This is a genomic window from Neorhizobium descurainiae, assembly GCF_051400715.1.
Classification (GTDB): Bacteria; Pseudomonadota; Alphaproteobacteria; order Rhizobiales; family Rhizobiaceae; genus Neorhizobium.
In genome coordinates this window covers 279075-298012 of sequence record NZ_JBLFFK010000004.1, presented here as the reverse complement: position 1 = coordinate 298012, position 18938 = coordinate 279075, and the positions used below count along the sequence as shown (strand labels likewise).

Sequence of the window (18938 nt, the reverse complement as noted above, 5' to 3'; positions counted from 1 at the left end):
CATTGATGCATCGAGGCAATGGTTTCATGACGACAGGCAATTCCAATCTCCCCCTCGTTTGGGATTTCATCGACCGCAAGAAAGAGGTTTTCACCGAGCTTGCGGGCCGCGTTTGGGAGACCCCGGAAACCTGCTACATGGAGAAGCTTTCGGCCGCCGCGCATCGGGAAATGCTGGAAGCTCAGGGCTTCAGGATCGCTGAGAACGTGGCCGGCATCCCGACCGCGCTGATCGGCGAGGCGGGGGAAGGCGGCCCGGTGATCGCGTTCCTCGGCGAATACGACGCTTTGGCGGGTCTCAGCCAGCAGGCAGGTGTTGCCCACCACGAGCCGCTCGTCGCTGGCGCGAACGGTCACGGCTGCGGCCACAATCTTCTCGGATCGGCATCGCTTCTTGCGGCAACGGCGTTGAAGGACTGGCTGGAAAAGACCGGCACCCCCGGCCGCGTGCGTTATTACGGCTGTCCGGCGGAAGAGGGAGGTGCTGCTAAAGCCTTCATGGTTCGCGCCGGTGCGTTCGACGATGTCGATATCGCGATCAGCTGGCACCCGAGCAATTTCGCCGGCGTGCAGCGGGAAACCTCGCTCGCCAATTGCCGTATCGATTTCACCTTCACGGGCCGCGCCTCCCACGCATCCGCCGTGCCGGAGCTTGGCCGCAGTGCGCTCGACGCCGTCGAACTGATGAATGTCGGCGTCAATTATATGCGCGAACACATGCCGTCCGATTGCCGTATCCATTATGCGGTGCTCGACACGGGCGGCATTTCGCCGAACGTCGTGCAGGCGCATGCCAAGGTGCGCTACGTGGTGCGGTCACCGGAATTACCGGGCCTTCTTGCGCTCATCGACCGAGTGAAGAAAGTTGCCGAAGGAGCGGCGCTGATGACCGAGACGAAAGTGGAGAGCACGATCCTTGCGGGTGTCTCCAACCTCATCGTCAACACGCCGCTGATGGATGTGATGCAGGATGTCTGGGACAGTATGGGGCCGCCCGCTTTCAACGATGCCGATATCGCCTTCGCCGAGAAGATCCGCGCGACTTTGACGCCGGAGGACATTGCCGCGAGCTGGAACCAGGAGCGCCTGGAGCAAAGGGACATTCCGCTTGCGGATTTCATCCTGCCGGCTCACAACGAGGTGCGGCAGATGGGCGGCTCGACGGATGTGGGCGACGTGAGCTGGGTCGTGCCGACCGTTCAGGCTTATGGCGCGACGCTCGCCATCGGGACGCAGCTCCATACCTGGCAGGTCGTGGCGCAAGGTAAGAGCCCGCTTGCCCACAAGGGCATGGTTTCCGCCGCCAAGGCCATGGCTGCGACCGGGCTTGCGGCGATCGAAAGCGAGCAGCTTCGCGAGGCGGCCTGGGTAGACCTCAAGAAGCGGCGCAGGGGACAGGACTATACCAGCCCCATTCCGTCCGGTGCCGAGCCGCCCGTCGCGGCGATGACGCTCAAGTAACCAAAAACATTGATTGAAACGTCAATTGTTTTGAACTCCAGGGGCGCCGAAAGCGGCGATTTGGGCTGTCCAATATCGCCGTTTCCGCCTATGAGATTTTTATGCGCTTGCATGTCTCACAGGAGGTCCGTCGTGACTGTTCAGCCCAATTCCATTGAAGCCCGCGACAAGGCTTACCAGCTTCATTCCTATACCAATGCCCGCGCGCTGGAGCGCGACGGTTCGCTGGTGATCGACCGCGGCGAGGGCGTCTACGTCTACGACAACAACGGCAAGAAATATATCGAGGCGATGGCTGGCCTCTGGAGTGTCGCCGTCGGCTTCGGCGAGAACCGCCTTGTCGAGGCGGCAGCCAGGCAGATGGCGAAGCTGCCCTATTACCATACCTTCACGGCCCGCAGTCACGGTCCTTCGATCGAACTGGCCGAAAAGCTGATCCAGATGGCGCCGGTGCCGATGTCGAAGGCTTATTTCACCAATTCCGGCTCCGAGGCCAACGACACGGCGATGAAGATGGTCTGGTACCGCTCGAACGCGCTCGGCAAGCCGGAAAAGAAGAAGATCATCTCCCGCATCAAGGGTTATCATGGCGTGACGATCGCCAGCGCAAGCCTGACAGGCCTGCCGAACAACCACCGTTCCTTCGATCTGCCGCTGCCAGGCATCTTCCATACGACCTGCCCGCATTATCGCGTCTTCAAGCAGGAAGGCGAAGCCGAGGCGGCCTTCGTTGAGCGCTGCGCCAGGGATCTCGAAGACCTGATCCTGAAGGAAGGCCCGGAGACGGTCGCGGCCTTCATCGGCGAGCCGGTCATGGGGGCGGGCGGCGTCATCGTGCCGCCGGCCGGTTACTGGGAAGCGATCCAGAAGGTGCTGAAGAAATACGACATTCTCTTCATCGCCGACGAGGTCATCTGCGGTTTCGGCCGTACCGGCAAGATGTTCGCCACCGAGACCTTCTCGCTGCAGCCGGACATCATCACCCTTTCCAAGCAGATATCTTCGTCCTACCAGCCGATCTCGGCACTTCTCATCAACGAGAACGTCTATCAGCCGCTCGCCGATGAATCTGCGAATATCGGCACGTTCGGCCATGGGGTGACCGCGGCCGGCCATCCGGTTGCGGCGGCCGTGGCGCTGGAAAACATCGCGATCATCGAAGAGCGCGATCTCGTCGGCAACGTGCGGGCGCTGGCGCCGAAATTCCAGAGCCGGTTGAAGGCACTGGAAAGCCATCCGCTGGCGATCGAAGCCCGCGGCATCGGCCTGATCGGAGCCCTGGAATTGAAGCCGCGCGACGGATTCGCTGCCGGTGAGCTTGGCCCGAAGCTGCTCGCGGTCATGGTGGAGAAGGGGCTCATCTCGCGCGCCATCGGAGACTCGCTGGCGCTCTGCCCGCCGATGATCATCACTGAAGCCCAGGTAGATGCGGTCTTCGATCTGTTTGAAGCTTCGCTTGAAGCTTTCCAGAAGCAACTCGCCGCCTAACGGTCTTGTCGGAGCCGGACTTAAGGTATTGGTTCGGCTCCGATTGCGCAAAACGCGAGCGCGTCTATATTTCGCGTTATGCTTGATCTCGCCGAGACCTATTGGCCGCATATCCTCTTTACCATTTCGGTCGTGGCGGGAACGGCGGCGGCTATCCATGCCGCCATGACCAAGGAGGAGGTTCGCTCCGCGATCGGCTGGGTCGGCATCATTGTTCTTTCCCCCATCGTTGGAGCGGCTCTTTATCTGATCGCCGGCGTCAACCGCATTCGCCGCACCGTCATCAGCGACCGCCGGGCATTGTTGGTGCAGGGCCAGATTCGTGCTGATTTCGCCTCCTATGATGCGCTGAATGCGCTTGTTATCGACAAATTCGGCCAGCGATTTCGTGCGATGAAAACCCTCGGTGACCGGGTGACCCATCATCACCTGACAACCGGCAACACGATTGTGGCGCTCGATACCGGCGACGAGGCCTATGGCGCGATGCTGAAGGCGGTCGGCCAGGCGAAGCGAAGCGTCATCCTCGAAACCTATATCTTCGACCGCGATCGCATCGGAGTCCGCTTTGCGGATGCGCTGATTGCCGCCGTGAAGCGGGGCGTCGAAGTGCGCGTCCTGATCGATGCGGTCGGCGCGCGCTATTCGGTGCCGAGCATTCTCGGCTTGCTCAGGGACGGCGGCGTGATGGTGGACGTGTTCAACGGCAATGTCATCATGGGCCTGCGCCTGCCTTATGCGAACCTCAGAACCCACCGCAAGATTCTGGTGGTGGATGGCAGGGTCGCCTTCACCGGCGGCATGAATATCCGCGAGGGCTTTTCCGGCGAGTTCAGCGGCGACAAATGCTCCTTCGATACCCATTTCAAGGTCACCGGGCCTGTGGTTGCGGATCTTTTCGCAATTGCTGCCGCTGACTGGATGTTCGCTGCCGGTGAAGCTCTCGAAGGAGAAGCCTGGGCACTCGAACCGCCGGATGCCGAACCTGGTGCTCCGGTCATCATCCGTGCCGTTTCGTCCGGTCCGGACCGTAGCGTCGAGACGAACCACAAGATGCTGATGGGCGCCTTTTCGGTGGCGCGCTCCTCCATCCGCATCGTCTCTCCCTATTTCCTGCCGGACCGGGAATTGATCACCGCGCTGGTGACCGCGGCACGACGTGGCGTGACCGTCGATATCGTCGTGCCCACCTCCAACAATCTGGTACTGGTCGATCGTGCGATGACGGCTCAGTTCGACCAGATGCTGAAGAATTATTGCCGCATCTGGCGCGCCTCGGGTCCCTTCAATCATTCCAAGCTGATGGCGGTTGACGGCTGCTGGGCCTATGTCGGCTCTTCCAATCTCGATCCGCGGTCGCTCCGGCTCAATTTCGAGGTGGATCTCGAAGTTCTCGACCGTCCGTTTGCGGAAGCCCTGGAACGCAGAATCGATCTGGCGATTTCTTCCGCAACCGAAGTGACGCTCGAGGGGTTAAGAGCAAGACCCTTCCTGGTGCGTCTCATCGAGCGCGTGCTTTGGCTGGGTTCGCCCTATCTCTAGCGCCGGTGCTGGATCAATGGGCGGATTGCCGTATAAGTTTGTGCATCTGCGAACAATCTCTCAGGACCATGCGGGAAAAACGCCCAAATCTTCCGACAAGCATTCTGGCGTCAATCCGGGCACGCAAGAACCGGGGCGCCGGCGCTTCCGAGCCGCATGATCGCAGCAAGGGCATGCTCATCGCTTCATACAACGTGCATAAATGCGTGGGCATCGACGGCAGGTTCGATCCGGCCCGTACCAGTCATGTGATCCGCGAAATCGGCGCCGATGTGATCGCGCTGCAGGAGGCCGACACCCGCTTCGGCGAGCGGCGCGGCTTGCTGGACCTTGCCTGGATGGAGCGGGAGACAGGGCTTCAACCCGTTCCAGTCAGCGGCGTGGCAAAAGCGCATGGCTGGCATGGCAACGTGATCCTCTTTCGGGAAGGCCTGGTGCGCGACGTCCACCAGGTGAAGCTGCCGGGGCTTGAGCCGCGGGGGGCGCTGATCACTGAACTGGAGCTCGAAGGCGGCAGCACGTTCCGGATCATTGCCGCGCATCTTGGTCTCCTCAACCGATCGCGACATCAGCAGACACGCATGATCCTCGACATCCTGAGTTCCCGCGACGAGCAGCCGACCGTGCTGATGGGCGATCTCAACGAATGGCGGCTCGGGGACCGTTCCTCGCTGAATACGCTCGCGACCGTTTTCGGCCTGCCGGCGGCGGTCCCCAGTTTTCCTTCGCGGCTGCCGGTGCTGGCACTCGACCGGATCATGGTGAACCGGCCGGGATTGATCGATACCGTGGAAGCCCATGATACCCCGCTGGCCCGGCTCGCCTCCGATCATCTGCCGATCAAGGCCTTGCTGAAGCACCGCATGCTGCCGGCGGCGCAGCAAAGTGCGGCCGGCTGAGAGTACGTCCATTCAGTCTTTACCGAAGCGGGAACCGTCGATAGGTTTGCCGGCGACCCGCCTGCCATTTTCTGAACTGGACCTTCCGCATGACCGATATCGCAATGATCGAAGCCGCCCGTGCCCGCCTCGATGGTCACGTGCGCCGCACGCCCCTGCTCTCGTCTCCATTCCTCGACGAGATCGCCGGACGCCGCGTCTTCGTAAAGCCGGAATGCCTGCAGCATACGGGTTCGTTCAAGTTCCGCGGCGCCTGGTCGGCCATTTCCGCGCTTTCGGCGGAGGTGCGGGCCAAGGGCGTGATCGCCTTTTCGTCCGGCAATCATGCGCAGGGGGTGGCCCTGGCGGCGAAGATGCACGGCATTCCGAGCATCATCGTCATGCCGTCGGATGCGCCGCGCATCAAGATAGAGAACACCCGCGCCTATGGCGCCGAAATCGTGCTCTACGATCGTGCCAACGAGGATCGCGACGAAATCGGCGCACGTCTGGCGAAGGAGCGCGAGCTAACGCTGATCAAGCCGTTCGACGAACCATTGGTCATTGCGGGCCAGGGCACGACCGGTTTGGAAATCGCCGAGCAGGCAAGGGAAGAAGGTGTCGGGAAAGCCGACGTGCTGGTGCCCACCGGCGGCGGCGGCTTTATTTCCGGCATCGCCCTGGCGCTCGCGGCAAAAGCCCCGGATTTTCTGGTGCATCCTTGCGAGCCGGAAGGTTTCGATGACGCCACGCGTTCGCTCGCTTCCGGCAGGATCGAGCGGAATGCGACGCAATCCGGATCGCTCTGCGATGCAATCGTGACGCCGCAGCCGGGCAACATCACCTTTCCCATCATGTCGAGGCTTTGCGGGCCGGGTCTTGTCGTCACCGAGGACGAGGCGTTGCATGCCGTGGCGCTCGCGTTCAGCCGCCTGAAGATCGTAGTCGAGCCGGGCGGTGCCGTAGCCCTGGCGGCAGCCCTTTTCCATGGCGAGACGCTGGGCGAGACGGTCATCGCAGTCTGCTCCGGCGGTAACATCGACGGCGATATCTTCCGGATGGCGCTCGACCGGCATGGCGGTTGAATGCATGCCCGGCGCCTCCGGGCATAATAAACCGTTAATCTCCGAAATCTGCCATTAAGGAAAAAGGATTTTCTACGGAACACATTGCTCCGTGGAACATTATCTCTATCGGCTTAATCGAGATAAGGTAGCATAAAGAAACGCTCGAAGAGGCGGAGTGAGAACCTGGGAGACATCCATGCGTCAATTTCAGCATTCGACACGGTCTTTCCCTGCCCGCAGCACCACCTTCGTCGGCAAATGGCAATGGGCCGCCAATGCGGCCCTGGTGGCGGCAGCCTTCGTTTTCGTCGGCGCCGTGACGCTCGGCCTTTTCCCGTAAGTTTCCGGTCCTCCCAGACCAATAAGACACCTCCCCGGCTTGGAGCCATGGGAGGTGTTTCGTTTTCCGGTTATTTTACCGGCAGATACGCTTCGGCGAGCTCCACCCAGAAACTGGTGCCGATCGGCAAGGCATCGTCGTTGAAGTCGAAGCCCGGGTGGTGCAGCGGCGGATCGTTGTCGGTGCGCTTCGTACCGAGCAGGAAATAGCTGCCCGGGCGCTCCGCGAGCATATAGGCGAAATCCTCGCTTCCCATGGAGGGGCGCGGCAGATCGACGACCCTGTCCTTTCCGAGGACACGGCTGGCGAGATCACGGACGAAGTCCGTCTCCACCTTGTGATTGATGGTCGCCTCGTAGCCGCGCTTGTAATCGATCGTGACGCTCATTCCGTAGCTTGCGGCCTGGCCCTCGGCGATCATGCGGATGCGCCTTTCCAGCTCGTCGCGGACGTTCGGGTCGAAGGAGCGGATAGTCAGCTTCATCTCCGCCCGTTCCGGAATCACGTTGCTCGCCATGCCGGCATGGAAGGCGCCGACGGTCACGACCGTCGGGTCGAGCGGGTGGATGTTGCGGGAAGTGACAGTCTGCAACGCCATGATGATGCTCGCGCCGCAGACAATGGGATCCGAGGTGTCCTGCGGTTCGGCGCCATGGCCGCCGCGGCCGTTGACCGTGATGCGGCATTCATCGACCGCGGCCATCATCGCGCCCTCCTTCACGCCGATCTGGCCGAAGGGCAGGCTCGGGTCGTTGTGCAGGCCGAAGACGGCGTCGCACGGAAAGCGCTCGAAGAGGCCGTCGTCGATCATCAGCTTGGCGCCGCCGAAATTCTCCTCCGCCGGCTGAAAGATCAGATGGATCGTACCGTCGAAATTCTTTCGCTCGGCGAGGATTTTCGCGGCGCCAAGCAGCATGGCCGTATGGCCGTCGTGACCGCAGGCATGCATGAGACCCTTGTTCTTGCTGGCATATTCCAAACCGGTTTCTTCCTCGATCGGCAGCGCGTCGATATCGGCCCGGATGCCGACGGACCGGTTGCTGGTCCCGTTCTTCAGCGCCGCGACAAGTCCGGTCTGGCCGAGCCCGCGGGTGACCCGGTAGCCGAGTTCGGTGAGCTGGCCAGCGATGAAATCGGAGGTGTTGAACTCCGAAAGACCGAGCTCGGGATGTTGATGAAGGTAGCGGCGGGTGGCCACGACCTCGGCCATATAGTTGGAAAACTGGATCGTCATCGCTCGAAACCCCGAAAGTTCGGTTGGACATCTGCAGGGCGAAACAAGATCGCTTGGCGCCGGACAATGCATAGCAGCGCGGATCGGCGGAGGTAACCCGTTTCTCGTCGAATTCGGCCGCTTTGGGCTGTCTGGAGCGTTGTGAATTCGAGATGTTGCGTCAGGCTGCAAATCTCCCACGTAATCAAGGACCTGTCTCGTTCAGCTTTCATTCAGGCTGGCCCGGTTAGAGGCGGAAGATGTGTTCATCCGCAGATAGCGGGCAATAGATTTCGGTCAATCATTTGCAATATCAGTGCCGCCCTCTATTTCCCTGTTCGCGGATTTGCCTTGGGCTTGGTCACCATAATCACAATGATGACTGGCGCTCCCGAAGCAGGCCGAGTAAGTCGAGGCCGACAAACCCTTGAGAAATTTTCACCAGAAGCCGCATCCATGTCCTTTCACAATCCGCCAGCTTCCCCGCGCGAAACCGAAGCCAAGCAGATCGATCACAACGATTCGATCCGCTCGACCTATTTCAACATCGATGCCCTGAGGGAATGCGGCGAGAAGCTTGGCAGGGATGGTGCGCCCGGCCTGCCCGGCATCATGGAATTCGACTTCTTCAAACGGCATCACGAGAACGAGAAGGAGATCTTCCGGGTCTACCGGGCGACTGCGGCCGACGTGGATGCCGGCGCGTCGATCACGCCTGCGGCGGAATGGCTGCTCGACAACTATTATATCGTCGAAGAGGCGATCCAGGAGGTTCGCCGCGACTTTCCGAAGAAATTCTACCGCCAGCTCCCGACGATGAGAGTGGATGGGCAGGAGATGCCCCGCGTTCTCGTGCTTGCCTGGCTTTATGTCGCCCATACGCATAGCAGTCTGTCGCGCGACGGGCTCGCGGCCATGGTCGAGGGGTTCCAGGTCAGGGAACCGCTCGAGATCGGCGAACTCTGGGCGCTTCCGTCGTTCATCCGTTTCGTGCTGATCGAAAACCTGCGTCGCATCGCGACCCGCGTCGATCGCTCGCGCAACATGCGCCGTCGCGCCAACGAGGTCGCCGACGAGATCATCCGCCTCAACGACGAGGCGGCCAGCGCCGGCCTGCTCAAGGGCATCGAGGAACTGACGAGCGACCATACGTTCATCACCCAATTTCTCTACCGTTTGCGCAATGCGTCCCAGACCTCCGGTTTCGCCATCGCCTGGCTGGAGCAGCGGCTCGATCAGGCCGGCACCGATGTCGAAGAGGTGATGCTCGCCGAGCAGAACCGCCTCTCGTCCGGCAACGTGACGATGGGCAACATCATCAAGAGCCTGCGCGAGATAGACGACACCGAATGGAGTGTCTGGTTCGAGGACGTCTCGCAGATCGACAAGATCTTCCGCGAGCGCACCGACTATGAGGCGCTCGATTTCGGTTCGCGCAACGCCTATCGCAACCGCATCGAGCAGATCGCCCGCCGTTCCCACCGAAGCGAGGCCGAGGTTGCGGAAGCGGCCATCCGGCTGGCCGAACAGGCGGCGGCAGAAGAAAGTTCCGATCCGCGCGAAACCAATATCGGCGCCTTCGTCGTGGGTCGCCGTCGTAAGGAACTGGAGGCGGCGGTCGGCTACAGGCCGCTTTTCGTCCAGCAGACCGTCCGCCTCGTCCGCCGTCTCAACTGGTTTGCGATTGCCGGCCCGGTGATATTCCTCACCGTGCTGGCGATGGCGATCGCCGGCTGGTTCCTCGTTCAGGCGGATATTCCCCTGCCGGTGGTCTTCTTCTTCCTGCTGATGTTCGCGCTGCCGGCCTCGGAAGGTGCAACCGGCCTCTTCAACACGCTCGTGACCTATGTGGTACGGCCAGCGCGGCTGGTCGGCTATGAGTTCAAGGAAGGTATTCCCGAAGAAGCTCGGACGCTGGTCGCCGTACCTTGCCTGATCACGGATAGGGATACGGTGGACGAACTCGTCCGCAATCTCGAGGTCCATTATCTCGCCAATCCGCGCGGCGAAATCTATTTCGCGCTTCTGAGCGACTGGCGCGACAGCAAGCTCGAGGAAACGGATGCCGACCTCGAAATTCTCGACTACGCCAAGCGCGAGATCGCCGCGCTCAGCGCCAAGTATGCCCATGACGGCAAGACGCGTTTCTACCTTCTTCACCGCCGGCGCCTGTTCAACCCGAACGAGGGCGTCTGGATGGGTTGGGAGCGCAAGCGCGGCAAGCTGCACGAGCTGAACCTGCTGCTGCGCGGCGACCGTGATACGAGCTATCTGCCCGGTGCCAATACCGTGCCGGAAGACGTCAAATACGTTATGACGCTCGATGCCGACACGCGCCTCATGCGTGATGCCGTGACCAAGCTCGTCGGCAAGATGCACCATCCGATCAACCAGCCGGTGCTCGATCCGAAGTCGAACCGCGTTGTTCACGGCTATGCCCTGATGCAGCCGCGCGTCACCCCTTCGCTGACGACCGGCAAGGAAGCGTCCGTCTTCCAGCGCGTCTTTTCGGTCGGCCGGGGTCTCGATCCTTACGTCTTCACCGTCTCCGACGTCTACCAGGACCTGACGGGCGAGGGCAGCTTCACCGGCAAGGGACTCTATCACGTCGATGCCTTCGAGGCGTCGCTCAAGGGCCGGATCGACGAGAATTCCATTCTCTCGCACGACCTTCTCGAGGGCTCTTTCGCACGGTGTGCGCTCGTCACCGACGTGGAACTCGTCGAGGATTTCCCGGTCCGCTATGAGGTGGAAGTCTCGCGCCAGCATCGCTGGGCCCGCGGCGACTGGCAGCTCCTCCCTTATATCCTCGATCCGAAGCGTGGCGTCACCGCGCTCGGCCGCTGGAAGATGATCGACAACCTGCGCCGGTCGCTGACCCCGATCGCCTGGTTCTTCGCCTCCGTGCTTGGCTGGTACTTCATGGACCCGCTCGGCGCTCTGATCTGGCAAATCCTGCTGATCTTCTCGCTGTTCGTCGCTCCGACGCTGTCGCTCGTGACCGGCCTTCTGCCGCGCTCCACCGACATCGTGCCCGGCGCGCATTTCTACTCCGTCTGGTCGGACATGCGCTCCGCCAATGCGCAGGTCGCGCTCCGCATCGTCTTCATCGCCGATGCCGCCTGCATCATGACGGATGCGATCGCTCGCTCGCTCTATCGACTTTTCTTCAGCCGCAAGCTCATGCTGGAATGGCGAACGGCCGCCTCGATCCAGTCGAGCGCCCAGGGCAGCCCGCAGGATTACTACCGGGCCATGTGGCATGCGCCGACGATCGCCGTCCTCAGCATCATTCTGTCGGCCATTCCCGGCGACAACGCTTTCCTCGTCGGCATACCCTTCGCCGTGCTGTGGATATTCTCGCCGCTCGTCGCCTGGTATGTCAGCCAGTCGGCGGAGACGGAGGACCGCCTCTTTGTGCCGGAACAGGTCTCGGTCGAACTGCGCAAGATCGCCCGCCGCACCTGGCGCTATTTCGAGACCTTCGTCACGCTCGAGCAGAACTACCTGCCGCCGGACAATTTCCAGGAAAGGCCGGATCCGATCATCGCCAAGCGTACGTCGCCGACCAATATCGGCGTCTACCTGCTTTCGACGATCTCCGCGCGCAATTTCGGCTGGATCAGCTTCACCGACACGATCGAGCGGATCGAGCAGACGATCTCCACCATCGAGAAGATGGAGAAGTTCCGCGGCCATCTCTTCAACTGGTATCATACGGATACGCTGAAGCCGCTCGGCCAGCGTTATATTTCTGCGGTGGACAGTGGCAACCTCGCCGGCCATCTGATCGCAATCTCGTCCGCCTGCCGCATCTGGGCGGAAGCGCCATCGGCGCATCTGCAGGGCAATCTCGACGGAATCGGCGATGTCGCCGGCATTCTTGCGGAAACGCTGAAGGCCCTGCCGGACGACCGCAAGACGGTTCGTCCGTTGCGCCGCCGCCTCGAAGAACGCATCGCCGGCTTCGGCAACGCGCTGGCAGCGGTCAAGCGCGAGCACGAGTTCGCTTCGATCCGCATCATCAATCTCGCCGTTCTGGCGCGCGACATCCAGAAGCTCGCGACCAATCTGGACCACGAGGTTCGTTCCACGCAAAGCGATGAGGTGACCCGCTGGTCGGCCTCGCTCGTCAATGTCTGCGAGGCGCATATCGCCGACAGCGTCTTCGACAATTCCAATATCGAACCGCTGCGCGAGCGGCTGATCGCGCTGCGCGATCGCACCCGCAACATCGCCTTCTCGATGGATTTCGGCTTCCTGTTCCGGAAAGAGCGCCGCCTGCTTTCGATCGGCTACCGCGTCGAGAGCAACGAGCTGGACGAGGCCTGCTATGACCTCCTGGCTTCCGAGTGCCGTCTGACAAGCCTCTTCGCGATCGCCAAGGGCGATCTTCCGACGGAGCATTGGTATCGCCTCGGCCGTCAGGTCGTGCCGATCGGCGCGCAGGGCGCGCTCGTCTCCTGGTCGGGCTCCATGTTCGAATATCTGATGCCGCCGCTCGTTATGCAGGAGCGTCAGGGCGGCATCCTCAACCAGACCAACAATCTGGTGGTGAAGGAGCAGATGAACCACGGCAGACGGCTCGGTACGCCCTGGGGCATTTCCGAAGCGGCGTTCAATGCCCGCGACCATCAGTTCAACTATCAGTATACGAACTTCGGCGTGCCGACGCTGGGCCTCAAGCGCGGCCTCGGCCAGAATGCGGTCATTGCGCCCTACGCGTCGATTCTCGCCAGCCAGTACGATCCGATCGCCGCGGCGGAGAATCTCGCGGAATTGCGCTCGCTCGGCGCGCTCGGCATGTTCGGTTTCCACGATGCGGTCGATTTCACGCCGACCCGCGTGCCGGAAGGCAAGCGTTGCGCGGTGGTCTATAATTACTACGCCCACCATCACGGCATGTCGATCGCAGCGATCGCCAACGTCGTCATGAACGGCCTGCTCCGCGAGCTTTTCCATTCCGATCCCGTCGTCGAGGCGGCGGAACTGATGCTGCAGGAAAAGGCGCCGCGCGACATTCCGGTCATGAGCGCCAAGCACGAGGAAACGCCCGGCAAGGGCCAGGGCGAACTGTTGCGTCCGGAGATCCGCACCATCAACAATCCGGCCACCAAGGACCGCGAACTGGTGCTGCTGTCGAACGGCCATTACTCGGTCATGCTCACGGCCACCGGCTCCGGCTATTCCCGCTGGAACGGCATGTCGGTCGCCCGCTGGAAGCCCGATCCGACCGAGGACCGCTGGGGTCAGTTCCTGTTCCTGCGCGATACCGCGACCGGCGATTGGTGGTCCGCGACCGCCGAGCCGCGCCGCGCGGAAGGCGAGAAGACCAGAGCGATCTTCAGCGATGAACGTGCCGAATTCCACAAGACGATCGGCGATCTGACGAGCACCGTGGAGTGCATCGTCGCCAGCGAACACGATGCCGAAGGCCGCCGGCTGACGCTGCTCAACATGGGGCCTGAGGACCGCTTCATCGAAGTGACGTCCTATATGGAACCCGTTCTTTCCGCCGAGGACGACGACAACGCGCATCCGACGTTCTCGCGCATGTTCGTCCAGACGGAGATCGGCAAGCGCGGCGACGTGATCCGCGCGTGGCGCAACAAGCGCAATCCGAACGATCCGGACATGATCGTCGCGCATCTGGCGGCGGACAATGCCGGCTCGGCGCGCCCGACCGAATTCGAAACAGACCGCCGAAAGTTCCTCGGACGCGGCCGGACCCTCGGCGAGGCTGCCGCCTTCGATCCCGGTGCGACGCTTTCGGGCATGGATGGTTTCACGCTCGACCCGATCCTGTCGCTCAGGCGCGTCGTCCGCGTGCCGGCCGGCAAGAAGGTCAGCGTCATCTTCTGGACAATTGCCGCCCCGAAGCGCGACGAGCTCGATCAGGCGATCGAACGCTATCGTCATCCGGATGCCTTCCAGACCGAGCTCACCCAGGCCTGGACGCGCACGCAGGTGCAGATGCGCCATCTCGGCGTCTCGTCACAGGACGCCGCCGCCTTCCAGCATCTGGCGCGCTACCTTATCTATCCGGACATGCATCTGCGCGCCGACCAGGCGACGGTCCACGCTCACATGCAGCCGCAATCGTCGCTCTGGCCGTCTTCGGTCTCGGGCGATTTCCCGATCTTCACGCTGCGCATCAACGACGATGCGGACATGGCGGTGGCGAAGGAGGCGATGAGCGCGCAGGAATACCTGCGGTCGCGCGGCGTGATCTCGGATCTCGTCATCTTCAACGAGCGTGCGGCCTCCTATGCGCAGGAAATGCAGCACGCGATCGAATATCTCTCCGAAAACGCCCGTCGTCTCGGCCAGCAGGAGGGGCAGCGCCAGCACGTCTTCTCGCTCCGCCGCGACATCCTGGACGAAGCAGGCTCCGACGGCCTGATCGCCGCATCACGGGTGGTGCTGCATGCCCGCAACGGCAAGATCATCGATCAGCTCAACCGCGCGGCCTCCATCTTTGCGCCGCCGAAGGATCAGGAGATCGAGATCGATCGCCGCCCGCTGCTGAACGGCGATATCTTCCAGGCTGCGGCGGAGACCGAGGCGCCTGCCGACCTCGAGTTCTGGAACGGCTTTGGCGGCTTCTCGAAGGACGGCAGCGAATATGTCATTCGGCTGCGTGGCGGCCAAGCGACACCGCAGCCGTGGATCAACGTCATCTCGAACGAGAAATTCGGGTTCCACATCTCGGCGGAAGGCGCAGGTTTCACCTGGGCACGGAATTCCCGCGATTATCAGCTGACGCCGTGGACCAACGATCCGGTCATCAACCGGCCGGGCGAGGCCTTCTATGTCGCCGACCGGGATAGTGGTGCCGTTTTGACGCCTTTCGCGGCGCTGTCGCGCAAGCCGGAGGCGAAGTTCGAAACCCGGCACGGATTGGGCTATTCGGTCTTCTCCAGCGAGGAAGACGGCCTGAAGATCGAGCTCACCCAGACCGTCGATCGGACCCGTGCGGCTAAGCTGACCTCGATCCTGCTGCATAACGGCGGTTCCGAAGCCCGCAAGCTGCGCGTCTACGGTTACGCGGAATGGCTGCTCGGCAGCAATCCCGCGCGGTCGATCCCGTTCATCCTGTCGAGCCGTGACGAGGAAACGGGTGCGCTCTTCGCCACCAACCCATACAGCATCGACTACCGTCGCTTCGCCTTCATGGCAATGAAGGAAATGCCATCGGGCTTCACGAGCAGTCGCCGCGAATTCATAGGCCGGTTCGGCTCGATTCAGATGCCGGCCGCGGTGACGTCCGCTTCGCCGCTCAACGGCTCGCTCGATCTCGACGGCGATCCCTGCGCAGCGCTTGCTTACGACATCGAACTGGCGCCGGGCGAGCAAAAACAAGTCACCTTCTATCTCGGCGATGCGGATACGAAGGAAGATGCCCAGGCGTTGATCTCGGAGCTGCGCGGCGAGGAATTCGGTGCGATCCTCGAGAAGAACCGCGGTTTCTGGAAAGGGTTCACCGGCCGCCTCAAGATCTCGACGCCGGAGAAGTCGCTCGACCATATGGTCAACCACTGGCTGCCTTACCAGGCGCTCGGCTGCCGCATCATGGCCCGCACCGCCTTCTATCAGGCATCCGGCGCGTTCGGTTTCCGCGACCAGCTCCAGGATACGCTGGCCTTCCTCGTGCACGAGCCGTCGCTCGCCCGCCGCCAGATCGTCAACGCGGCGTCGCGGCAGTTCAGGGAAGGTGACGTGCAGCATTGGTGGCTGCCGAATTCCGGCGCGGGCGTGCGTACGATGATCTCGGACGACGTGGTCTGGCTCGCCTATGCGGCGCATCAGTATATTGCGGCGACCGGCGACAAGTCGCTGCTGGATGAAGAGCTTGCCTTCCTCGAAGGACCGGTTCTCGAAAAGCACAAGCACGACGCCTTCTTCACGCCGGAAATTTCGACGGAAACGGCAAGCCTCTACGAGCATGCGGCAAGGGCGCTCGACCTTGCGATCACCCGCACCGGCGACAATGGCCTGCCGCTGATCCTAGGCGGCGACTGGAACGACGGCATGAACCGCGTCGGCGTCGGCGGCCGTGGCATGAGCGTCTGGCTTGGCTGGTTCCTGGCGGCCGCACTTCGGAACTTCCTGCCCTATGCTACCGAACGGAACGAGCGTCAGCGCGTCGAGCGCTGGACGGGGCATCTCGAAAGCCTCAAGCAGGCGCTGGAGAAGGCCGGCTGGGACGGCAGCTACTATCGCCGCGGTTACTTCGACGACGGCTCGCCGCTCGGCTCCAGCACCAGCGACGAATGCCGGATAGACTCGCTCGCCCAGTCCTGGAGCGTGCTCTCCGGCGAAGGCGATCCGGATCGCTCCCGTCAGGCCATGGATGCGGTGCTCGACAAGCTCGTGGACGAAGAAGCCGGCATCATCCGCCTCTTCACGCCGCCCTTCCAGGACACCCGCAAAGATCCCGGCTACATCCGCGCCTATCCCCCGGGCGTGCGGGAGAACGGCGGTCAGTATACGCATGCGGCGATCTGGGTCGTGCTGGCGCTGGCGGCTCTGAAGCGCGGCGACGATGCGTGGAAATGCTTCCAGATGCTCAACCCGATCAACCATGCGCTCGATCGTGACGCCGCCGAAACCTATCGCGTGGAACCCTATGTGGTTGCGGCTGACGTCTATGGCCACGGGTCCTATATCGGCCGGGGCGGCTGGAGCTGGTATACGGGTTCGGCCGGCTGGCTCTACCGTGCGGCGGTCGAAGGCATATTGGGCATCCGGCGTCAGGGCGACCGGCTGTTCGTCAACCCGGTCCTGCCTGCCGGCTGGAACGGCTTTGTCGCGGAGCTCACGATCGATGACGCTGTCTACAAGATCAATGTCGAGAACGGTAAGGTCAGCATCAACGATACGATTGTGAGCGAAACGGAGGGCTTCCTGTTGAGCGGGTCTGCCGCGAAACGGCTGCCCGAGCCGGCTCAAAGCTGACAGCCCTGCCATCAGGATCAATCAAAACAAAACCCGCCGCCATTCACATTCACATGGCGGCGGGTTTTTCGTCTGTATTCCGGATGCGGTCAGGCGGGCTGCGCGACCGACCCGGCCTCATCATGTTCATCCTCATCGCCCAGGAGGCCGCTGGTTCTCAGAAGCGAAGCGAAGCGCCCGCCGAGATGGCTGAGCTCGTCGTAGCTGCCCATTTCGGCGATCCGGCCGTTGTCGAGGAAGATCACCTTGTCGGCGTCGCGGATCGTCGATAGCCGGTGGGCGATGATGAAGGTCGTGCGGTTCTTGCGCAGTCTGTCGATCGCCGCCTTGACGCGGGCTTCCGTCTCCACGTCAAGCGCGCTGGTTGCCTCGTCGAGTACCAGGATCGGTGCGTTCTTGAGGATGGCGCGGGCGATTGCGATGCGCTGGCGTTCGCCCCCGGAAAGGCGGTTGCCGCGTTCGCCGACCGAGGTGTCGTAGCCGGTGAGCCGGCTCTCGATGAATTCGGTCGCGGCGGCAGCCTCTGCCGCCGCGACGATCTCCTCCTCGGTCGCTCCTTCGCGGCCGAGGCGGATGTTCTCGCTGATCGAACGGTTCAGGAGGCCGGCATCCTGGAAGACGGTGGCGATGGATTGGCGCAACGATTTGCGCGTCACCGTTCCGGTATCGGTGCCATCGATCAGAATTTTTCCCTCTTGAGGATCATAAACCCGTTGCAGGAGATTGATGAGGGTCGTCTTGCCGGCTCCGGTCGGGCCGACGATCGCTACCGTTTCTCCCGCCCTGGCGGTGAAGGAAATGTCATGCACGCCCTGGCTCGTATTGGCAAAGCCGAACGAGACGTTGCGGAACTCCACCTCACCCCGGACGTCGCCGAGTTCGCGGGCGCTCGCCGGTTCGGCGCGCTCTTCGACGGAATCCTCGAGTGCGAAGAAATCCTCGAGCTTGGCGCGCGCTTCGAATATCTGGGTGGCGAACTGACGCAACAGATCGAGGCGGCCGATCAGCAAATTCGCGAAGCCGATGAAGGCGACGACGTCGCCGACACGGATTTCCCCCTGCTGCACCAGAACGGTCCCGATGACCAGGATGACACCCATGGACACCGTCGAGGCGGTGCGGTTGAGGCCGCTCGCAAGCGCCCACCAGTCAAGCACGGGATATTGGGCGGCAAGCAGGTCTTTGGTGTAGTCCTTCAATGCTTTGGTTTCCGCCTCGATACGATTGTAGCTGTGCAGCACGGAAACGTTGCTGATCGAGTCGCTTACATGGGAAAAGACGTTATGGTAGTGGTTCTCGACCGAAGCCTGTCCTTCCTTCGTCCGGTTCATCACCGTAACGCCGATGACCCAGTAAAGGACGCTCAGCACCAAAAGTACGATGCTGAGCCGCCAATCCATGGAAATCGCGGTCGGGACCAGGAGAACGAGGGCTACCGCCGTTGCAAGGTGGGTGCGCATGAATTCCAGCCAGAGGCCGAACAGGCTTTCGGCCGCACGCAGCAGCGTATGCAGCGCGTTGGACGTGCCCCGCTGATGATGCCAGGCGAGGGGCATGGAAATGATGCGTCCGAAAGCCTCGGTCAGCAGCGATGCCCGCCGGCCGTGGGCGAGCCGGTCTGCTTCGCGGGCGACGAGCACATAGGCGACGGTGTTGAAGACGCCGAACCCGGCCCACAGCATCAATACGGGAGTTACGGCGCTGCCGGACGAAATCGCATCGATGATCCGGCCGAACAGAATCGGTTCGGCAATGGTAATGACGGCAAGCACGATATTGGCAATAACGACCGCAGTTACCCGCCAACGGTTTTTGGCCAGATATTTGAGAGCTCGTGCATAAACCTGGAACAGCGTCAACTGGCGCAACCTCATCGATATAGAGCCGCCATGGCGGCGGCGCCCGGAACGTAAAGGTCGGAAACGGCAATTCCGCGACCGACGCAGGAGATAATATCCTTCTGCCAGAAATGTTTCACCGAGAGCAAGGCTT

At 62.0% G+C, this 18938-nt stretch carries 9 protein-coding genes; 7 read left to right on the top strand and 2 right to left on the bottom strand.

Annotated features, from left to right (window positions below):
* Nucleotides 1-26 precede the first annotated feature (26 nt).
* From ACMGE0_RS10400 to ACMGE0_RS10375, 6 genes are all read left to right on the top strand, one after another.
* Nucleotides 27-1460 (top strand): M20 family metallopeptidase, encoded by a 1434-nt coding sequence (locus ACMGE0_RS10400; RefSeq protein ID WP_436815770.1) that lies wholly within the window; start codon nucleotides 27-29, stop codon nucleotides 1458-1460.
* 132 nt (nucleotides 1461-1592) lie between these two features.
* On the top strand, nucleotides 1593-2948 hold the full coding sequence (locus tag ACMGE0_RS10395; protein ID WP_436815769.1) for an aspartate aminotransferase family protein: 1356 nt from the start codon (nucleotides 1593-1595) through the stop codon (nucleotides 2946-2948).
* A gap of 78 nt (nucleotides 2949-3026) precedes the next feature.
* Nucleotides 3027-4490, top strand: a complete 1464-nt coding sequence (locus tag ACMGE0_RS10390; protein ID WP_436815768.1) for a phospholipase D-like domain-containing protein — start codon at nucleotides 3027-3029, stop codon at nucleotides 4488-4490.
* Between the two features lie 68 nt (nucleotides 4491-4558).
* The gene (locus ACMGE0_RS10385) at nucleotides 4559-5389 is read left to right on the top strand and encodes an endonuclease/exonuclease/phosphatase family protein (protein WP_436815767.1); all 831 of its coding nucleotides are present in this window, start codon (nucleotides 4559-4561) and stop codon (nucleotides 5387-5389) included.
* Between the two features lie 89 nt (nucleotides 5390-5478).
* Nucleotides 5479-6453, top strand: a complete 975-nt coding sequence (locus ACMGE0_RS10380) for a threonine ammonia-lyase (RefSeq protein ID WP_436815766.1) — start codon at nucleotides 5479-5481, stop codon at nucleotides 6451-6453.
* Between the two features lie 178 nt (nucleotides 6454-6631).
* Nucleotides 6632-6775, top strand: a complete 144-nt coding sequence (locus ACMGE0_RS10375) for a hypothetical protein (protein WP_436815765.1) — start codon at nucleotides 6632-6634, stop codon at nucleotides 6773-6775.
* Between the two features lie 70 nt (nucleotides 6776-6845).
* Here the strand turns inward: ACMGE0_RS10375 and ACMGE0_RS10370 are convergent, their stop codons facing one another.
* The gene (locus ACMGE0_RS10370) at nucleotides 6846-8009 is read right to left on the bottom strand and encodes a M20 aminoacylase family protein (RefSeq protein WP_436815764.1); all 1164 of its coding nucleotides are present in this window, start codon (nucleotides 8007-8009) and stop codon (nucleotides 6846-6848) included.
* A gap of 435 nt (nucleotides 8010-8444) precedes the next feature.
* On the opposite strand from ACMGE0_RS10370, the gene ACMGE0_RS10365 reads away from it, so the two are divergent.
* Nucleotides 8445-16946 carry a glycoside hydrolase family 94 protein gene (locus tag ACMGE0_RS10365; protein WP_436815763.1) on the top strand — a complete coding sequence of 2834 codons (8502 nt, stop codon included), beginning with the start codon at nucleotides 8445-8447 and terminating at the stop codon, nucleotides 16944-16946.
* An 89-nt stretch (nucleotides 16947-17035) separates the two neighbouring features.
* On the opposite strand, the gene ACMGE0_RS10360 is transcribed toward ACMGE0_RS10365, so the two are convergent.
* On the bottom strand, nucleotides 17036-18805 hold the full coding sequence (locus tag ACMGE0_RS10360) for a glucan ABC transporter ATP-binding protein/ permease (protein WP_436815762.1): 1770 nt from the start codon (nucleotides 18803-18805) through the stop codon (nucleotides 17036-17038).
* Nucleotides 18806-18938: the final 133 nt, after the last annotated feature.

Coding starts and splice junctions, on each gene's coding strand:
- ACMGE0_RS10400 (WP_436815770.1), top strand. CDS start 27: ATGACGACAGGCAATTCCAATCTCCCCCTCGTTTGGGATTTCATCGAC.
- ACMGE0_RS10390 (WP_436815768.1), top strand. CDS start 3,027: ATGCTTGATCTCGCCGAGACCTATTGGCCGCATATCCTCTTTACCATT.
- ACMGE0_RS10385 (WP_436815767.1), top strand. CDS start 4,559: ATGCGGGAAAAACGCCCAAATCTTCCGACAAGCATTCTGGCGTCAATC.
- ACMGE0_RS10380 (WP_436815766.1), top strand. CDS start 5,479: ATGACCGATATCGCAATGATCGAAGCCGCCCGTGCCCGCCTCGATGGT.
- ACMGE0_RS10375 (WP_436815765.1), top strand. CDS start 6,632: ATGCGTCAATTTCAGCATTCGACACGGTCTTTCCCTGCCCGCAGCACC.
- ACMGE0_RS10370 (WP_436815764.1), bottom strand. CDS start 8,009: ATGACGATCCAGTTTTCCAACTATATGGCCGAGGTCGTGGCCACCCGC.
- ACMGE0_RS10365 (WP_436815763.1), top strand. CDS start 8,445: ATGTCCTTTCACAATCCGCCAGCTTCCCCGCGCGAAACCGAAGCCAAG.